Origin of the sequence: Rhodopirellula sp. JB055 (assembly GCF_043100905.1) — a bacterium.
Lineage (GTDB): Bacteria > Planctomycetota > Planctomycetia > Pirellulales > Pirellulaceae > Rhodopirellula.
Window position 1 is genome coordinate 1 of record NZ_JBICHO010000221.1, and the last position, 15,452, is coordinate 15,452.

The window sequence follows — 15,452 nt, forward strand, 5'->3', positions numbered from 1 at the left end:
GACCCCGGATTTCGAACCGGATGCAAAGTCGCTGTGGTCGACGGGACCGGCAAGTTCTTAGCCAACACGACGATCTACCCCACGCCACCCAAATCGGACGCAGCAGGAGCATCCAAGCAACTGTTGACGCTGATACAAAAACACCATGTTGAGCTGATCGCGATCGGAAACGGAACCGCCTCGCGAGAAACGGACGCTTTTGTCGGCGAACTGATTCGCGACAACAAACTGGATGTGACCAAGGTGATGGTCAGCGAATCAGGCGCGTCGATCTACTCGGCCAGCGAACTAGCCGGAAAAGAATTTCCTGATCTGGATGTCACCGTTCGGGGAGCGATCAGCATCGCTCGTCGCCTGCAAGATCCGCTCGCTGAACTGGTCAAAACGGATCCGAAATCAATCGGCGTCGGACAGTACCAACACGATGTGAACCAACCCTTGCTGCGCAAATGCCTCGATCGCACCGTGGAAAGTTGCGTCAACCATGTCGGTGTGGACCTGAACATGGCCAGCGTTCCACTGCTTTCGCGTGTCGCAGGGATTGGGCCAAAATTGGCTGAGAACATCGTGCAGTACCGAGACACCAATGGTCGCTTCAGTAGCCGCAAAGAACTGACCAAGGTGCCCAAGCTCGGCAAAAAGGCGTTTGAACAGGCCGCGGGTTTCTTGCGCATTCGCGGCGGAGACGAACCGCTGGACAATTCCGCCGTGCACCCGGAAAGCTACTCCCTGGTCAGCCGGATGGCCAAACAATTGAAAGCGGACGTGAAGACCCTGGTTGGCAATTCAACGCTGAGCCAAAAGCTGCAACCGGAAACCTTTGTCGATGACCGCTTCGGAATCCCAACGATTCGCGACATCATCGCCGAACTCGGCAAACCTGGACGGGATCCGCGAAGCGAATTCAAGGTGGCCCAGTTCGATGACTCCGTTCAGTCGATGGAAGACCTGCGTCAAGGAATGGTCTTGGAAGGGGTCATCACCAACGTCACACACTTTGGTGCCTTCATTGACTTGGGCGTCCATCAAGACGGCTTGATTCACGTCTCGCAATTGGCCAACCAATTCGTCAGCGACCCATCCGAAGTGGTGTCGGTTGGCGACGTCTTGAAGGTCAAAGTGCTGGAAGTGGACTTGGATCGCAAACGGATCGCGGTTTCGAAGAAGGCTCTCAGCTAGCGTTTCACGCGTCTTGGCAGATGGCTTCGTTGAAGAACGCGAGTTGCTGATACAGCATCGAAATGGACGGAGCGATCTGGCTGGATTGATCCCCGATCGCCCGCAAAGGGTTGCCAAAGATCGCTTCGACTTCCATTGGTCGTTTCGCGAGAAAATCCAGTCGCATGCTGCTGTCGTAGGGAACCATCGTCTCGGTGTGTTCCATCGTCGCTCGGATCGCCTTTTCGTCGATCTCGACTCCACACGCCGCCGCGCCCGCGTGGACTTCCGTGATCAACTGCATCGCCAATTCCCGCCCCGGTTGTGAGCCGATGATTCGGTCCGTCGAGGCATCCAAGACGACCGACAGTCCGTTGAACGGGATGTTCCACATCAGCTTTCGCCAACGCGTCTTCGCCAAGTCATCACTCCAGTTCGCATCGATGCCGGCCGCCTGCATGTCCGCTTCAATCCGGTGCCCGACCGTCTCCGCCACGGCCAGATCCGCCCCCGGTTCCTGGTAAGCACCAAACGCGATCCGGCCGTAGTCCAGGTGATGGATGTGCCCCGGACCAACTTTGTTGCTGCATAAAAAACAACAACCACCGAGGACACGCCCAGCGGAAATTGTTCGCCGAACATCGGCTTCGACATTCAAACCGTTCTGCAGAGTCAACACAACGCCGTCGTCGGCCACCACTTGCGGCAACCATTCATCCAGCAACGCATTGCGGGTCGACTTCAACGCGATGATCACCACATCGCACTTTGGCATCGCATCGACTGAACGGTAGATCTGTGGCGACTCCAACACGAAGTCACCTTGCACGCTGTCGATTCGAAGCCCATTTTCGCGAACGTGGTCGAAATCCGAATGCAACAAGAAGTGAACGTCACATCCGGATTTCGCCATCATGGCACCATACAATCCGCCGACCGCACCACTTCCAAGAATTGCATAGCGAAGCGGTTCGGCGGCAGCGTTCATTTGGATTTCCTTTTCTTCGTTGCTGGTTTGCGTGACTTCTTGGGAGCGTCAGGAAGCTCATTCAGTTCCAATGCCGGAACCGAATCATTGCCCGCCAAACGGACGATCATGTCAACCGGGTGCGTTCCTGCTTCCAGGAAAACCTCCACGGAAGCATCCGTTTTGGATTGGCCCGTCGTGTCGATCAGGGCTGCGTCGTGCAACCGCAAAACCGCATCGGCAGACGCCGTCAGTTTCAGTTCATAGCGAGCCGTTTTCGCAACGTTCAACACGGACTGCACTCGAACGTTGCCTTTCCCTGCCGAAAGCAACGCTTCTTCAACATCCAGTTTCTCGATGTCGACTTCGATCGAATCCGCGGGATTCAAACGGGAGACCAGCGGTGTTTCGGTCTCGCTGTATGTGACGACCATCGCGGTATCCGCGTCCAAACCTTTCTGTGCCGGAATAGGGGTTTGGTCGTAAGGACGCGGTGCACTCGCGTTGTTGGATCGAAGTTGCAAAACGCGATCGTGCATACGCTGCTGCAACACATCCATCTTCTTCGATGTTCCCGCCAAGTTGTTTGTTTCGCCGGGATCTTTGGCGACGTCGTAGATTTCGAACGGATCGGCATGAGACTGGATGTTGTGCCGAACGCCTTTGTAACCATCCAAGAAAATGGCTTGCATTTGTCCGCGACGAGCTCCGCGACGGGCGGGTTCAAAGTCTTGGTAGTTAGGCGTTTTACCACCGTTAAAATATTCCACATACGTGGTGGGAGTCGCCTGCTCACCGCGTTTCAACAACGTCGGCACCAACGAAACCCCATCGGCTCGGGCAGGAATATCGGCTCCTGCCAAATCAGCAAACGTGGTCAACCAATCGTGGAACTGGCTCGGGCTGCGATCGATTCCCGGTGCGACTTGACCAGGCCACCAAGCGAGGGTCGGCACACGAATCCCGCCTTCGTAACAATCGCGTTTCATCCCATCAAAGGGACCGTACGACTGAAATGAGGTCGGCGCGTAATTCACATTGCGAATGTACGACTCACTGTGAGGACCATTGTCACTGGAAAAGACCACCAACGTGTTCTCGTCCAATTCCAAATCGCGAAGCGTTTGCAACAGGTCGCCCATTAAATCATCGAGTCGTCGGACGCTGGTCGCGAATCGCACCTCGGCATCCGTCCAAGCTTGGTTGGCATAGTCCGGGTGCTTGTAGGTGTCGATTGGCCCGACGGTGTTGATCATACGATCGGGCTCGCCGAGCCACTGAACTCCGCCGTCGACACCCTTTCCTTCTGGAAACGGCGAAGCCGGGTACTGGATCGAAGCGTGGGGAGTGTCATAGGACAGAAACATGAAAAATGGTTCGTCCGCCGATTCGGATTGATGGTCAACCAAAAACTGCTTCGCTTTCGCGGTGAACAGGTCAGCCGTGTAGCAGCCTTTCAACTGAGCAGAGATCTCTTTGTCGTTGTGCCACAGTTCGACCGGGTTGGCATGAGCCTCACCGTTGGCGATCGGCCACTTGTCGGCGGGATAGTGATTGTGACCATCGCGGTGGCGAACGTATCCAAAGAACTCGTCAAAGCCGCGTTTGGTCGGATAAGCAGGCCAATTCTCAGCGTTATCGCCGTCACCCTGCAATCCGTACTTCCCGACCAGTGCGGTCGTGTACCCAACCGATTTCAAAACGGAAGCGACCGTTGGCACATCCGGCAGTGCTTTGTCAAACTGATTGTCGCGAATCGCCGCATGACCTTGATGCACGCCCGTCAACAACGACGCGCGACTGGGGGCACACACAGGAGCAGGGCAGTAGTGGTTCCGCATCTGCAAACCTTCCGCTGCCATCGCATCCCAGTGAGGCGTTTGGTGCGTCCGGTCATGCTTGGATTCGTTCTGGTAATAACACCCCAGATCCCCCCAACCAAGGTCGTCATACAAAACAAACAGAATGTTCGGTTGGTCAGATGTCGTGTCCGCGGTTGCTTGATCGGACAAGAAACCATTGGACCAAACCATCAGTCCAACGAGCAAACACTGAAGATGGCGGGAAAGCATGCAATCGGCTCTTCGTCAGGTGGGGAACGTATGGGGGACGCTGATTCTAACTCAAAGCCCTTGCTTCGTCCTTCCCCTTCCCAGAGGTTCTTCGCAATCAGATCAGGTGAATCCGCGGGGGTTTGGCCAACCGCTTGACCCGCATCGCCAAACTCGGATGCAACCAACTCGCACGACGCGCCGCCGGATGCCCCGCCGTGACGCGCCCGAGTGCCGCAGCCATCATGCCCGCCGCTTCCGCTTCCGTCGCTGGCATGCCTTCCGATTGACCACCCGCTTTGACCGCCAACCGGCATGCCACCGCATCTGCGTCCCATTCCGTCAGGTAGGCGACGGCGCTAAGCGTTCCCACCGTCAGCAGCAAACCGCACAGCCCACCGATCGTCGCTCCCCAAGCCTCGTTGGTAAACAACGATCCGACCCAAATTGAGACAAACCATGCCGGAGCAACCGCGGCCATCCGAATGGGCACATGCCACCGACGCACATGAGCGACTTCGTGCATCACCACCATCAACAATTGTCCTCGCGGCAGATCATCGATCACGCGGTCTGACAACAGCAACATCCTCCCGGGCCGAAACAGTCCCGCGACGAGAGCATTGAACAACCGGCCGTTGGTGTTCCAGCGAACGATCCGCATGCGCCCCCAACCAACAGTTCGCACGCCGACTCGTTCCAACCACTGGCTGATCAACTCGCGATCGTCGTCTGCCATCGGTTCCTGCCGAATCACTCGCGCAACCACCCACGGCAAAACGAACGCAATCACAGCAATGCCAACGGCAATTCCAATCCCGATCGCGTTCCCGGTCGCCAGCGGTTGACTCCATTCCGCCAAATCCCCCAGCAACAAGAACATCATGGTCGGAACGATCAACCACACCGGACCGCTGCGAAGACCCGACCAGAGCGACACGAAGTAATTGCGTAGCGATGCGTCAGTGAGTCCCAATCGAACCCCAAACACATGCTCCGCCGACCAAGTCGCGAGCAGAATCGTGATTCCAGGCGTCAACAGCACGATCGATTGCAGCATCATGCTGGATTCCAAAATCGGCTGTTCTCGTGTCCAAGCAGCAAGCGAAAACACGCCCAAGCAAGTCAGCACGACAGGCAATCCAAGCCAACGAAAGACGTCCAGCTGAACTTCCAGCATTCGCGACGCGTCCCGCAAACGCATATGCCCACGGCGAACCTGCAAAACCATCATTCGCGCCGCCGTGTGACACAGAATCGTCCAACCAGCGACCAGAGCCACGCTAGCGATCACCGAACGGAAAGAGGGTTCTGACCAACCAGGTGCCGACCCACAGCACAGGGATACCAATACCAGTAGGAAAACGTAGAACGACAAAATAATTCCTTGTTCATGGAGCACAGCCCCTGGTTGTCATGGAGACCAATCCTCAGCAAACCCAATCTTTCGAACACGGTCAAACGATTCTCATCAAGAATCCTTGGTCGAGACGCTCCGCCTTTCATGTCGTAGCGATTGCGACGGTTGCACGGGCTGGCCATAAAGCAGGTCGGCAGGAAGGGTCGGGTAGAACCTCACGTAGGCGAGTCTCTCTGAGACTCGCAAATGACAGCGTCTCGGAGAGACGCCGCGACGTGATCAAGCCCAATGACTCCCGCTCACGTGCTTAGCAGGCTGGCTCATTAGCAGGCTGGCTCATTAGCAGGCTGGCTCATTAGCGGGCTGGCCCATTAGAGGGCTGGCTCACGCATCCCAACGGCCTGGTTCAACATAGCCAAGGACGTCACCCCTGAAGCAGAAGAACACGGCCCCATTCTGGCCAATGACTGACTTCAACTCAAAAACGTTCCACACTGCACACACGCTCCCTTCCCCGCTGGGGGGCTGCACATAAATCACACACGCAAACGACGGGGCTGCGCACCTCATGGGCAGTCTCTGCCTTGTTCCCAAGCACCGCAGACCGCCCCCCCGAAGACGCACAAAGCAGGCCTATACCACCTTGCAGGACACTACTGGGCAAGTGCTTCCCGCCAACAAGACTGCCGGGTCGAAATGTCGCATCCCCCCAATCATTGGCATTTTCTTTGCCTTCAGCCATTTCTCGTGTGGGTGAGGGATGCAACCCAACAAGCACCAGCGCTCACGCGACAAGATCTTTCGGGAAGGATTCTTCCCTTCTTCACCTTTCGTTTCGAGGTCATCGCTCTATTGCTGATTTCGAAACTCTCACCTAGGGAACTGTCGATGAGCCAGAAGAAACCGAAGCCTTTGGGATTCACATTGGTGGAACTATTAGTCGTCATTGCCATCATCGGAGTCTTAGTTGGCCTGCTCTTGCCAGCGGTCCAATCAGCACGCGAAGCAGCCCGCCGAATGAGTTGTTCCAACAACATGAAACAACTCGGGCTCGCAATGCACAACTACCACGACACGATGGGATCCTTCCCTCTTGGATCCTATAACCTTCGAGAAGCTTGGCCCGCCAGCGGATCGAATTGGCGAGCACTGATTTTGCCATTCATTGAGCAAAACAACATCTATGAACAACTTGAATTCAGCTATTCGTCTCACTTCATGGCGGGTGGTGCCGCGGGTGCCGACGCCCTGAAAGGCAACGAGATCCTCAAGTTTCTCGCCGTGCCAACTTACGCATGCCCTTCATCCGCGATCGAGATGTTTGAGAACGCGCCCGTGTCCAACAACTCCGAAGGTGCGATGAACGTCATGTATGTCGGTATTCAAGGTGCCGCTCGTCCCGTACCAGGGGGCGATCCGAACAAAGGAACCGCAGACCTTGGTCACGGGTGGTCATCCAACAACGGCATGCTCTTCGCCAACGGGAAAATCAAGATGCGCGACGTGGTCGACGGCACCACCAACGCCATCATGATCGCAGAACAATCTGGCTGGGTCGACAAAGTCAACCGCACCTCCAACTACTACGGCGGTTGGATGGGATCACGACACCCACGGCCCGTGGATGGCCCCAGCAGTTGGGACCTCTGGCAAACCGGGACCACGTGCGTCCGCTTCGCACCAAACTCCCAAATTGTGCAAACGGGTGCCACCGATCGCATGTATCGCAACAACACCGTCATCAACTCCATGCACACCGGTGGCATCAATGTCTCAATGGGTGACGCCAGCGTTCAGTTCATCACTGATTCAATTGACTTCTTGCTGCTGAAACAGTTGTGCTGTCGTTACGACGGCGAAGTCACAACATTCCCACAATAGGCCACCGGAACAATCTCCTGGACGAACACGTTCCGTCGATTCCAAAAGCACCATCGGAATCAACTCGCTTTCCAAACATATCCAAGTCAAACCAACCAACGCGCAAGAAAATCCAAACTCATGACACAACGCAATTTGATTTCCAATCCATCCGGGACGCTTTTCGCTGCCGTGGCTCTCCTCATGACCTTTTCAGCCGGATGCAGCGAATCCCCACCGGTGGGAACCGTGGCGGGAACAGTCAGTCTGGACGGCAAACCCTACGACGACGCCGCGGTGATGTTCCTGGATGCCAAAACAGGACAAGCCGCAGGCACCGACATAGCAGATGGCGGTCAATTCACATTCAAAGAACCGATTCCAACGGGAACGTACGACGTCTACCTCGCACCAAGAACAGTTCCGATGGAAGAAGGATCCCCCGAAGCTGTAAAAATTGACGAATCGGTTCCTGAAAAATACTGGAACGAAACAACCACCGATATTGAGGTGGTCGTCAACGAAGGTGAAAATAGCGTGACAATCGAGCTCAAGAAATCATAAGACACTAAGACAGCTCGCTCTCTGCCGAATCCATTCGTGGGATGTTTGCAAGCGATTCGCTCTCAAACACCCACGTTGCGGCTTTGATCCATCGAGAATGGTTGGCCTCGTTCGCGTCGCTGCTGACAACCAACCGTACCAGCGAACCACCATCGTTGCACGCCATGCGGCGTCTATCCAAGCTTGGCTCATGAACTGAAATCTTCTACTCATCGAGTGGTCGCAATCGAACGACGAAATAGCATGAGACTGGCAAGGAAGCAGATCAGTCCAAGCGCACCGGTCGCGACAAACTGCTCCCAAACATCTTTCAAACTAGCGCCTCGAAACACGATGGACTGCGAAAACCCAACGAAGTGCCGAGAGGGGAAGAGGTACGTGATCGGCTGCAACCAATCCGGTTGACTTTCGATGGGTGTGATGGCTCCCGATAGCATTTGCAGGGGGAGAACGGTCAGCAGCACCAACAATGCGAATTGTGCCATCGAACCCGACAACGTTCCTAAAAAGATCCCCATCGCAGTCGCGAAGAACAGGTACAGAGCGATCCCTCCTAGCAACAACATTCGCGAACCGGCAATTGGCACATCCAACAGGGTTTCGACAACCAGAGACAGCGACAGCATCACGGCGAGCAAAACCACGAATCCGTTGGCGCAAACCTTGGACACAGCAATGTCGAACGACGTCAACGGCATGACCAACAAGTGCTCGATCGTTCCGTGCTCTCTTTCACGGATCAACGCTGCGCCGGTCAACACAATGGTCAACAGTGTGACTTGATCGATGATGGCCGTGATAGCTGCAAACCAAGTTGGTTCACCATTGGGATTGAAAGCCTTTCGAACGACTAATTGGGACGGCAGTTCGGTGGAGTCATCCGTCCCACTAACAAACCGATTGACCTCCGCGTTCACAATGTTCTGAATGTAAGTGGCGCCAATATTGGCCTGCATCACAGCCGTCGCATCGATATTGACTTGGATCTCGGGTTGTCGGCCAGCGATCGCATCCGCTTCAAATCCACTTGGGATATTGATCACAAACATCAACCTATCCGCATTCATCAACGGTTCCACTTCATCCGCTGAAATGATCACTGGCTCGTTGAAATAAGGTGGAAAAAATGCGGTCGTGATGCAATGCGAGAGAGTTGTTCGGTCTTCATCCACGATTCCGATCGATGCATGGTGGACTTCTGTCGAAATCCCGGTCGCCTGGCTGTAGACGCTGAACGTCAATGCGAACAACAACAGCGCGATCAGAATCTTGTCATGCCGCAAGCTGCGGAACTCTTTGAACGTCAGCCAGAAAATGTTTCGGATTGTTCGCATGATCGTGTGCCATTTAGACTTCTTGTTTGCGGAGCAGGACAGCACTGACCAGTAGAAACACTGGTGAGAATGCGACGAGCGTCAACAGGTCGGGGGAAAGATCTTGCCACCCCAATCCCTTTGTGAACGCACCGACGCTCATTCGCATGAAGTACGTCGTTGGCCACAACGACCCGATAAGTTGAGCACTGCCACTGAGCGTCGACACAGGTTGCATCATGCCGGAAAACTGCACCGTTGGCATCATCGCAATGATCGCCGTTGCAAACACGGCAGCAACTTGACTGCGTGTGAAACAAGATGTGACCAAACCCAATCCGGTTGTGGCCGTGACATAGAACAACGCACCGAATGTGAGCGTTATCAGACTCCCCTTCAGTGGAACACCAAAGACAAACACTCCCATCCAGGTCAGCAAAGCGAAATTGACCATCGCGATTGCGATATACGGGAATTGTTTTCCAATCAAAAATTCAATGCGAGTGGTTGGCGTGACATAGAAGTTTGTGATCGAACCGAGTTCCTTTTCTTTGGCGACACTCACGGCCATCAAGATTGCCGGAATCAACACCAACAACATCGCCGGCACGCTGGGCACCATCGCATTGATGCTCTCGAAACCTGGGTTGTATTGGTATCGAAGTTCAAGATCGGCGAACGTCAACGAGGGTGTGCTGCCGTATGCCTTCCTCGACAGGCTCTCCAGATAGTTCAGATGAACGCCTTCGGTGTACCCCACGATGGTTTCGGCTCGAAATGGCATCGCGCCATCCACCCAAGCTGATACCTCCGGCGCATCACCGCGCAGTAGTTGCCGGCCGTAGTCGGGCGGGATTTCAATGGCCAACGAAACGTCACCTGAAACCAAACGCGATTGCAATTCCTGATGGTCACGGATCGCTGGCTGCTCGATGAAGTAACGTGACCCACTGAAGCTCTGAATGTATTCGCGACTATGGGGTGACTGATCCAGATCCAGCGCAGCGAACCGAAGGTCTTCGACATCGGTCGTCATTCCGAACCCCAAAACCAGCATCAACAACAGGGAACCCACCAGCGCAAATCCGAGCCGAATGGGATCACGCATGACTTCCAATGTTTCGCGGTAAGAATAGGCAAGCAATCGACGCGGACTGAAAAGACTTTGACGCGTCTGTGCAGGAATTTCCGTGGACGACGCCAGGACAGGTCCCGCCACCGGATTCGCGTTCGTTTCAGACTGCACGTTGCCAGCGAATGTCTCGGAATCGCTTGCTTGGTCCCCAGCATCCCGGATATAGCCCACGAAGGCGCGGTCGAGTGTTTCTTCCCCACGTGCATCGATCAACCGTTGCGGCGAGTCGCACGCAAGAACCTTCCCGGCGTGCATCAATGAAATCCGATCGCACCGCATCGCTTCGTTCATGAAGTGTGTGGAAACGAAGATGGTGACATGATCACGGCGAGCCAGATCGACCAGCAGTCGCCAAAAGCTGTCCCGAGCAACAGGGTCAACACCAGAGGTGGGTTCATCCAGGATCAACATCTCCGGACGATGCAAAATGGCGACTGCCAAAGAAAGTCGTTGCCTCACACCGAGAGGCAATGAACGAGCAGATTGGTCCAGCTCTTCCATCAAACCGAACCGCTGAGCCAGCTCCTTGACACGTGCGGATTTCCCTTCGATCGCGAAAAGGCGAGCATGCAACAGCAAGTTCTGACGAACCGTCAGTTCTTCATACAACGAGAATGCCTGCGACATGTAGCCGACTCGCCGTCGTGTGTTCAGGTTGCGCGCGTCGACGACCTTGCCAAACAGCTCAGCGTTTCCCTCGGAAGCCGGCAGCAAACCGGTCAGCATTTTCATGGTCGTGGTCTTGCCACATCCGTTGGATCCGAGGAACCCAAAGATTTCCCCGCGAGCGATTTCGAAACTGACATGGTCGACTGCGGTGAAGCTACCAAAGCGTCGCGTCAAACCAGTCGCCACGATTGCCGGTGGCCCATCGTTCTGTTCCAGCGGCGGAATCACCAACGGTTCCGAGTCGCCACGTTCCGATTCCGGCAACAACCGAATGAATGCTTCCTCCAACGTCGACACCGAGTCGCCCTTGAGCTGATCGGGTGTGCCTTCTGCCAGAACCTTGCCAGCGTTCATCGCGACCAACCAATCAAACCGGTCGGCCTCTTCCATGTACGCGGTCGAAACACAAACGCTCATCCCTGGACGTTGCTGGCGAATTTCGTCAATCAGATTCCAGAATTGTTCGCGTGATAGAGGGTCGACTCCCGTGGTGGGTTCGTCCAAAATCAACAAGTCGGGATCGTGGATGAGAGCGCAGCACAGCCCAAGTTTCTGCTTCATCCCGCCGGACAACTTTCCCGCCGGTCGATCGTGAAATGGATCCAATCCCGTGGCGTTCAACAGACGATCAATCCGTCGGACTCGCTCGTGTTTTGCTTGGCCGAACAACCGCCCAAAGAAGTGCAGGTTTTCGGACACCGACAATTCGGCATAGAGGTTCTTTCCCAACCCCTGCGGCATGTACGCCACGCGAGGACAAACGGCTCGACGATGATCGGAATCCGACATTGAGCCGCCCAGCACTTCGACCTGACCCGTTTGGATGTGCTTGGCACCTGCGATCAATCCCATCAAAGTCGACTTGCCGACTCCATCCGGACCGATCAGCCCCACCATCTTTCCGGCTGGCAATGTCAACGAAACATCGTCGATCGCAACGGTGTCTCCATAACGATGGGTCAGGGAGTTGATTTTCGTATCCGACAACGCGCCCCCAATTCTAAGAGCCTTCGAATTTCCATCTGCCGCGTTCATGGGGTGTTGACCGATGCTTCTTCAAGCGATTCTTTGTCGAATTCGATCGTTTGGGGAAAGGGTTGATTCAGTCGCTCCGGCCACTCGACTTCGGGATCCAACTTCACATAGGCAACGCCTCGGACGCCCGTCTTCACTTTCTCGATGTGCTTCTTAACGAGCTCTCTTGGGATTTGCACCTTCACACGAAACATCAATTTGTCGCGTTCCTTCATCGTCTCCACTTGCTTGGGTGTGAACTGTGCTTCCGGCGACACGAAGCTCACAGACGCGGGAATTGTGTACTCGGGAGCAAAGTCGAGTGCGATCCTTGCCTCTGCAAAGATCGAAAGTTGTGAGGTGAACTCGGAAGGCAAAAAGATTTCCATGTAGATGTCACTCAGGTCGAGCAAAGTCAAAACCTTGCCCCCAGCCGTGACAACCTCGCCTTCTTCTACGAGTCGATAAAGAACTCGCCCTTCAACCGCGGAATACAAAGTGAAGTCATCGATCTGGGATTGGATACGTTCGATTTCAGCATCCACCGCTTCAATCGCTCGCTGCGAAGTGCGTCGATGTGCTTGCGCGACTTTGAGGATCGCTTTGGCAGATTCAAGCTGACTCTTTCGCGTGTCGTACTCTTCCTGAGAAGCCGCATTTCGCTCCATCAACTTGGCGGTACGCTCCAGGTTTCGATCAGCGAGCAACAAGTCGCTTTCGTAGCGAACGATCTCCGCCTCTGCCTCGGCGAGAGTTTCGATTGCCTCGGCGCGTTCTGCCTTTGCCTTCGCCATCGTGGCTCGCAGTTCCGACGTATCCAATTCCACCAAAGTTTGGCCTGATTTGACCATGTCTCCTTCGTGAACCGTGATCTTGGTGACACGGCCGGCATACTTTGCCGACACATCCACCTGCACCGCTTCGATGCGTCCATTGCCCTGCACTATCCCAGCCGGCAACTCGCTCGCGATTTGGTTGGCTCGTTCGGTTCGCCACCAATACCATCCGCCGCCAACAGCGGAGATTGCGATCAACACTAGAAGAACACGCTTGAACATTTGAGTTGCATTCGGAAACGAGGAGTGATGCCAGCCACCCAAGCAAATCCAAGGCCACCCATGATTTTCCGTCAGGTTGCCCACTCGTCGCACACCCTGAGACATCACTGCACAGTCGACGCACTGACCTACTATTGCATTGGCACGGATGACCATCGCGATTGCGTGATGGTCCCGATCCGCTCTGCGAGAAAAGCTGCTCAGGGCGACGACGTGTCCGGATCCGCACGAATCGTGTCCGTCGACGCACGCATACCGAAATGACAGCACTGTTGATTGGCACGGGAGAAGTCAATTCCGTGATATTTCCGATGACGCGACATTCCGACATAACATCGCACAGATGCCGCAGTGAGCTTGAAAACAGTGCGTTTCAAGCAGTCCTTTCCGCTCGGACGAAATCAATCGACTTCTCGCGTTCCCAGAGTCATGATCGAGTACGTTTTTTCTTGTCCGTGGGTACACGAACTGCGAAAGGAATCTGCGGAAGCCCAAAAGGGTCCTGTGGAAGCAAGACGTCTTCCCACACACAATTGAGTTTGGCGACAGCAAAACACATACAGTGACCTCCGGTCTTTCCTGTCACCTGCGCAACACATTCATGCAATCACGGAGCCTATTTTCGATCGGCGAACGTGTCGGCTGTTCAACCGCCTTCCATCATTTCATTGATATTCATCTAGAACCCAATCATGCGAAACCTCATTGTCTTCGCGTCTCACGAGGGACAAACCGAACAGATCGCCGAAAGAATCCACCAACGTTTGCGAGACCATTCCATGCCGAGCGACGTTTTGGATGTGGTCCATCACACCGCCACCGAAATCCAAGTCGAAGCTTACGATGCTGTGTTGGTTGGATCCCCCATGCATTTCGGTCGCCATGACCCTCGCATTCGATTCTTCATTGAGCACAACCTCGGACTCTTGAACGAAATCCCAACGGCATTCTTCTCCGTGAGCTTGGCGTCAGCCAGCAAGAAACGGAAAGACAGAGCGGAGGCTGAGCGACTGGCCAACGAATTCCTGCAGTCAACCAACTGGAGTCCACCCGTCATGGATTGTTTCGCTGGTGCCCTCAAGTATTCCAAGTACGGTTGGCTGAAGCGTCAGATCATGCACCGAATTGCACAACGTTCTGGGGCGGAAACCGATGTCGATCAGGACTACGATTACACCGACTGGGAACGTGTCGACGAATTCGCCGATCGATTCGCGACCTTGGTGCGAGCTTGCCGGCGCCCGCCAGATCCACGTTCTTGCTTCAGCGAATTCAGGGCACCGGTTCGTGAGTATTCTCTTCGCGGGAGGCGTGCCCGACGACGGACCGCGAATTTGTATCATGTGGTTGCCAACGGCGGTCGTCTACATGGCTGGCTTCCTCGCGGTGGGATGTTTCAGTGCATGAAGTCCCCACTCATCAGCCGCATGAGCGCGAAGAAGGCGGCCTCGAAGGTGATTTTGTCCCGGGCGACGCGAAGATTGTCTCAAGGCGAACCCTTCGTGCCTCGAAAACAACGCGTCGGAAGGTCCCTGCCAAACGTCATGGGCAAGCAACGAAGCCGATTGACCATGGGCGCTAGGTCACGCTGTTGATCTGACTCACTCGGCCCAACGCTGCAACGTTGACGACGGAATGCATGAACCTGCGAAGGCAGCAGTCAGAAATCGGTCAATGTCTTCGGTGCCCAAGCGACTCGCAGAGCGTTCAGCACCGCCACAACATCGATGGCTTCTTGAGCGATCGCACCGGCGACGGGCGGCAAATAGCCTGCCGACGCGATCAGCATCCCAATCACGCTGAGCGACATGCCGCCGACGGCACTCTGAAGAGCAATCCGCCGCATCCGCCGACTGATGTGCATCAACTCGTCCACCCGGGCCAACGACGAATCGAGAATCACCACTCCGGCGGCTTCCGTCGTGACATCGCTGTTTTGACCAAATGCAATGCCAACCGTTGCCGCCATCAGCGCCGGCGCGTCGTTGATGCCATCCCCCACAAATACCGTGGAAGCGTGTTTGGTTTGCTCCGTGACAAACTTGAGTTTGTCCTCGGGACTTTGGTCACCCAAGCACTCGTTGATACCGACCTGCTGACCAAGGTATTCGACTTCGGACGTTCGATCACCAGACAACAAAACGACTCGCTGGATGCCGTGACTGGCATCCAGATGATCGACGAACGAATGGCCTTCAGTTCGAGGTGAATCACGCAGTCGATAGGTCGCAGCATACTCCCCGTCGATCAAAATCACGCATTCCAAGCCTCCCGTCTGTTCGGGCAATCGCTCCGCCCAATCA

12 protein-coding genes are annotated in these 15,452 nt (G+C 55.1%); 4 read left to right on the forward strand and 8 right to left on the reverse strand.

All coding sequences use genetic code 11. From position 1 onward, the window contains the following. Nucleotides 1-1,179, forward strand: a 1,179-nt coding sequence (locus tag ACF8AM_RS09190) for a helix-hairpin-helix domain-containing protein (RefSeq protein ID WP_392555351.1), incomplete at its 5' end; no start/stop codon positions are given. A 4-nt stretch (nucleotides 1,180-1,183) separates the two neighbouring features. Here the strand turns inward: ACF8AM_RS09190 and ACF8AM_RS09195 are convergent. The 3 genes from ACF8AM_RS09195 to ACF8AM_RS09205 all read right to left on the reverse strand — a co-directional run bounded on the left by ACF8AM_RS09195 (nucleotide 1,184) and on the right by ACF8AM_RS09205 (nucleotide 5,554). Beyond that, nucleotides 1,184-2,146, reverse strand: a complete 963-nt coding sequence (locus ACF8AM_RS09195) for a putative 2-dehydropantoate 2-reductase (RefSeq protein ID WP_392555352.1) — start codon at nucleotides 2,144-2,146, stop codon at nucleotides 1,184-1,186. Further along, on the reverse strand, nucleotides 2,143-4,197 hold the full coding sequence (locus ACF8AM_RS09200) for an arylsulfatase (protein WP_392555353.1): 2,055 nt from the start codon (nucleotides 4,195-4,197) through the stop codon (nucleotides 2,143-2,145). Before ACF8AM_RS09200 ends, ACF8AM_RS09195 begins: the two co-directional genes overlap by 4 nt. A gap of 97 nt (nucleotides 4,198-4,294) precedes the next feature. Further along, nucleotides 4,295-5,554: a M48 family metalloprotease gene (locus ACF8AM_RS09205; protein ID WP_392555354.1), complete on the reverse strand. Its 1,260-nt coding sequence runs from the start codon at nucleotides 5,552-5,554 to the stop codon at nucleotides 4,295-4,297. Nucleotides 5,555-6,424: 870 nt separating this feature from the next. Between ACF8AM_RS09205 and ACF8AM_RS09210 the strand changes: the two genes are divergently transcribed. Together ACF8AM_RS09210 and ACF8AM_RS09215 are read left to right on the forward strand one after the other, a co-directional pair. Continuing rightward, on the forward strand, nucleotides 6,425-7,417 hold the full coding sequence (locus ACF8AM_RS09210; RefSeq protein WP_392555355.1) for a DUF1559 domain-containing protein: 993 nt from the start codon (nucleotides 6,425-6,427) through the stop codon (nucleotides 7,415-7,417). A gap of 120 nt (nucleotides 7,418-7,537) precedes the next feature. Beyond that, entirely contained in the window at nucleotides 7,538-7,960 is a 423-nt protein-coding gene (locus ACF8AM_RS09215) for a carboxypeptidase regulatory-like domain-containing protein (protein ID WP_392555356.1), read from the forward strand. A gap of 4 nt (nucleotides 7,961-7,964) precedes the next feature. Here ACF8AM_RS09215 and ACF8AM_RS09220 read toward each other — a convergent pair whose 3' ends face one another. The 4 genes from ACF8AM_RS09220 to ACF8AM_RS09235 are packed head-to-tail and all read right to left on the reverse strand — an operon-like array spanning nucleotide 7,965 to nucleotide 13,149. Further along, nucleotides 7,965-8,126, reverse strand: a complete 162-nt coding sequence (locus ACF8AM_RS09220) for a hypothetical protein (protein WP_392555357.1) — start codon at nucleotides 8,124-8,126, stop codon at nucleotides 7,965-7,967. Nucleotides 8,127-8,169: 43 nt separating this feature from the next. Beyond that, nucleotides 8,170-9,294, reverse strand: coding sequence for an ABC transporter permease (locus tag ACF8AM_RS09225; protein WP_392555358.1), 1,125 nt, complete (start codon nucleotides 9,292-9,294; stop codon nucleotides 8,170-8,172). A gap of 13 nt (nucleotides 9,295-9,307) precedes the next feature. Continuing rightward, nucleotides 9,308-12,064: a ribosome-associated ATPase/putative transporter RbbA gene (gene rbbA / locus ACF8AM_RS09230; RefSeq protein WP_392555359.1), complete on the reverse strand. Its 2,757-nt coding sequence runs from the start codon at nucleotides 12,062-12,064 to the stop codon at nucleotides 9,308-9,310. 44 nt (nucleotides 12,065-12,108) lie between these two features. Further along, on the reverse strand, nucleotides 12,109-13,149 hold the full coding sequence (locus ACF8AM_RS09235) for an HlyD family secretion protein (RefSeq protein WP_392555360.1): 1,041 nt from the start codon (nucleotides 13,147-13,149) through the stop codon (nucleotides 12,109-12,111). Between the two features lie 692 nt (nucleotides 13,150-13,841). Between ACF8AM_RS09235 and hemG the strand changes: the two genes are divergently transcribed. Further along, entirely contained in the window at nucleotides 13,842-14,744 is a 903-nt protein-coding gene (gene hemG, locus ACF8AM_RS09240; RefSeq protein ID WP_392555361.1) for a menaquinone-dependent protoporphyrinogen IX dehydrogenase, read from the forward strand. Nucleotides 14,745-14,809: 65 nt separating this feature from the next. Here the strand turns inward: hemG and ACF8AM_RS09245 are convergent. After that, nucleotides 14,810-15,452 (reverse strand): HAD-IC family P-type ATPase (locus ACF8AM_RS09245; protein WP_392555362.1); only part of this gene is annotated, 643 nt, incomplete at its 5' end.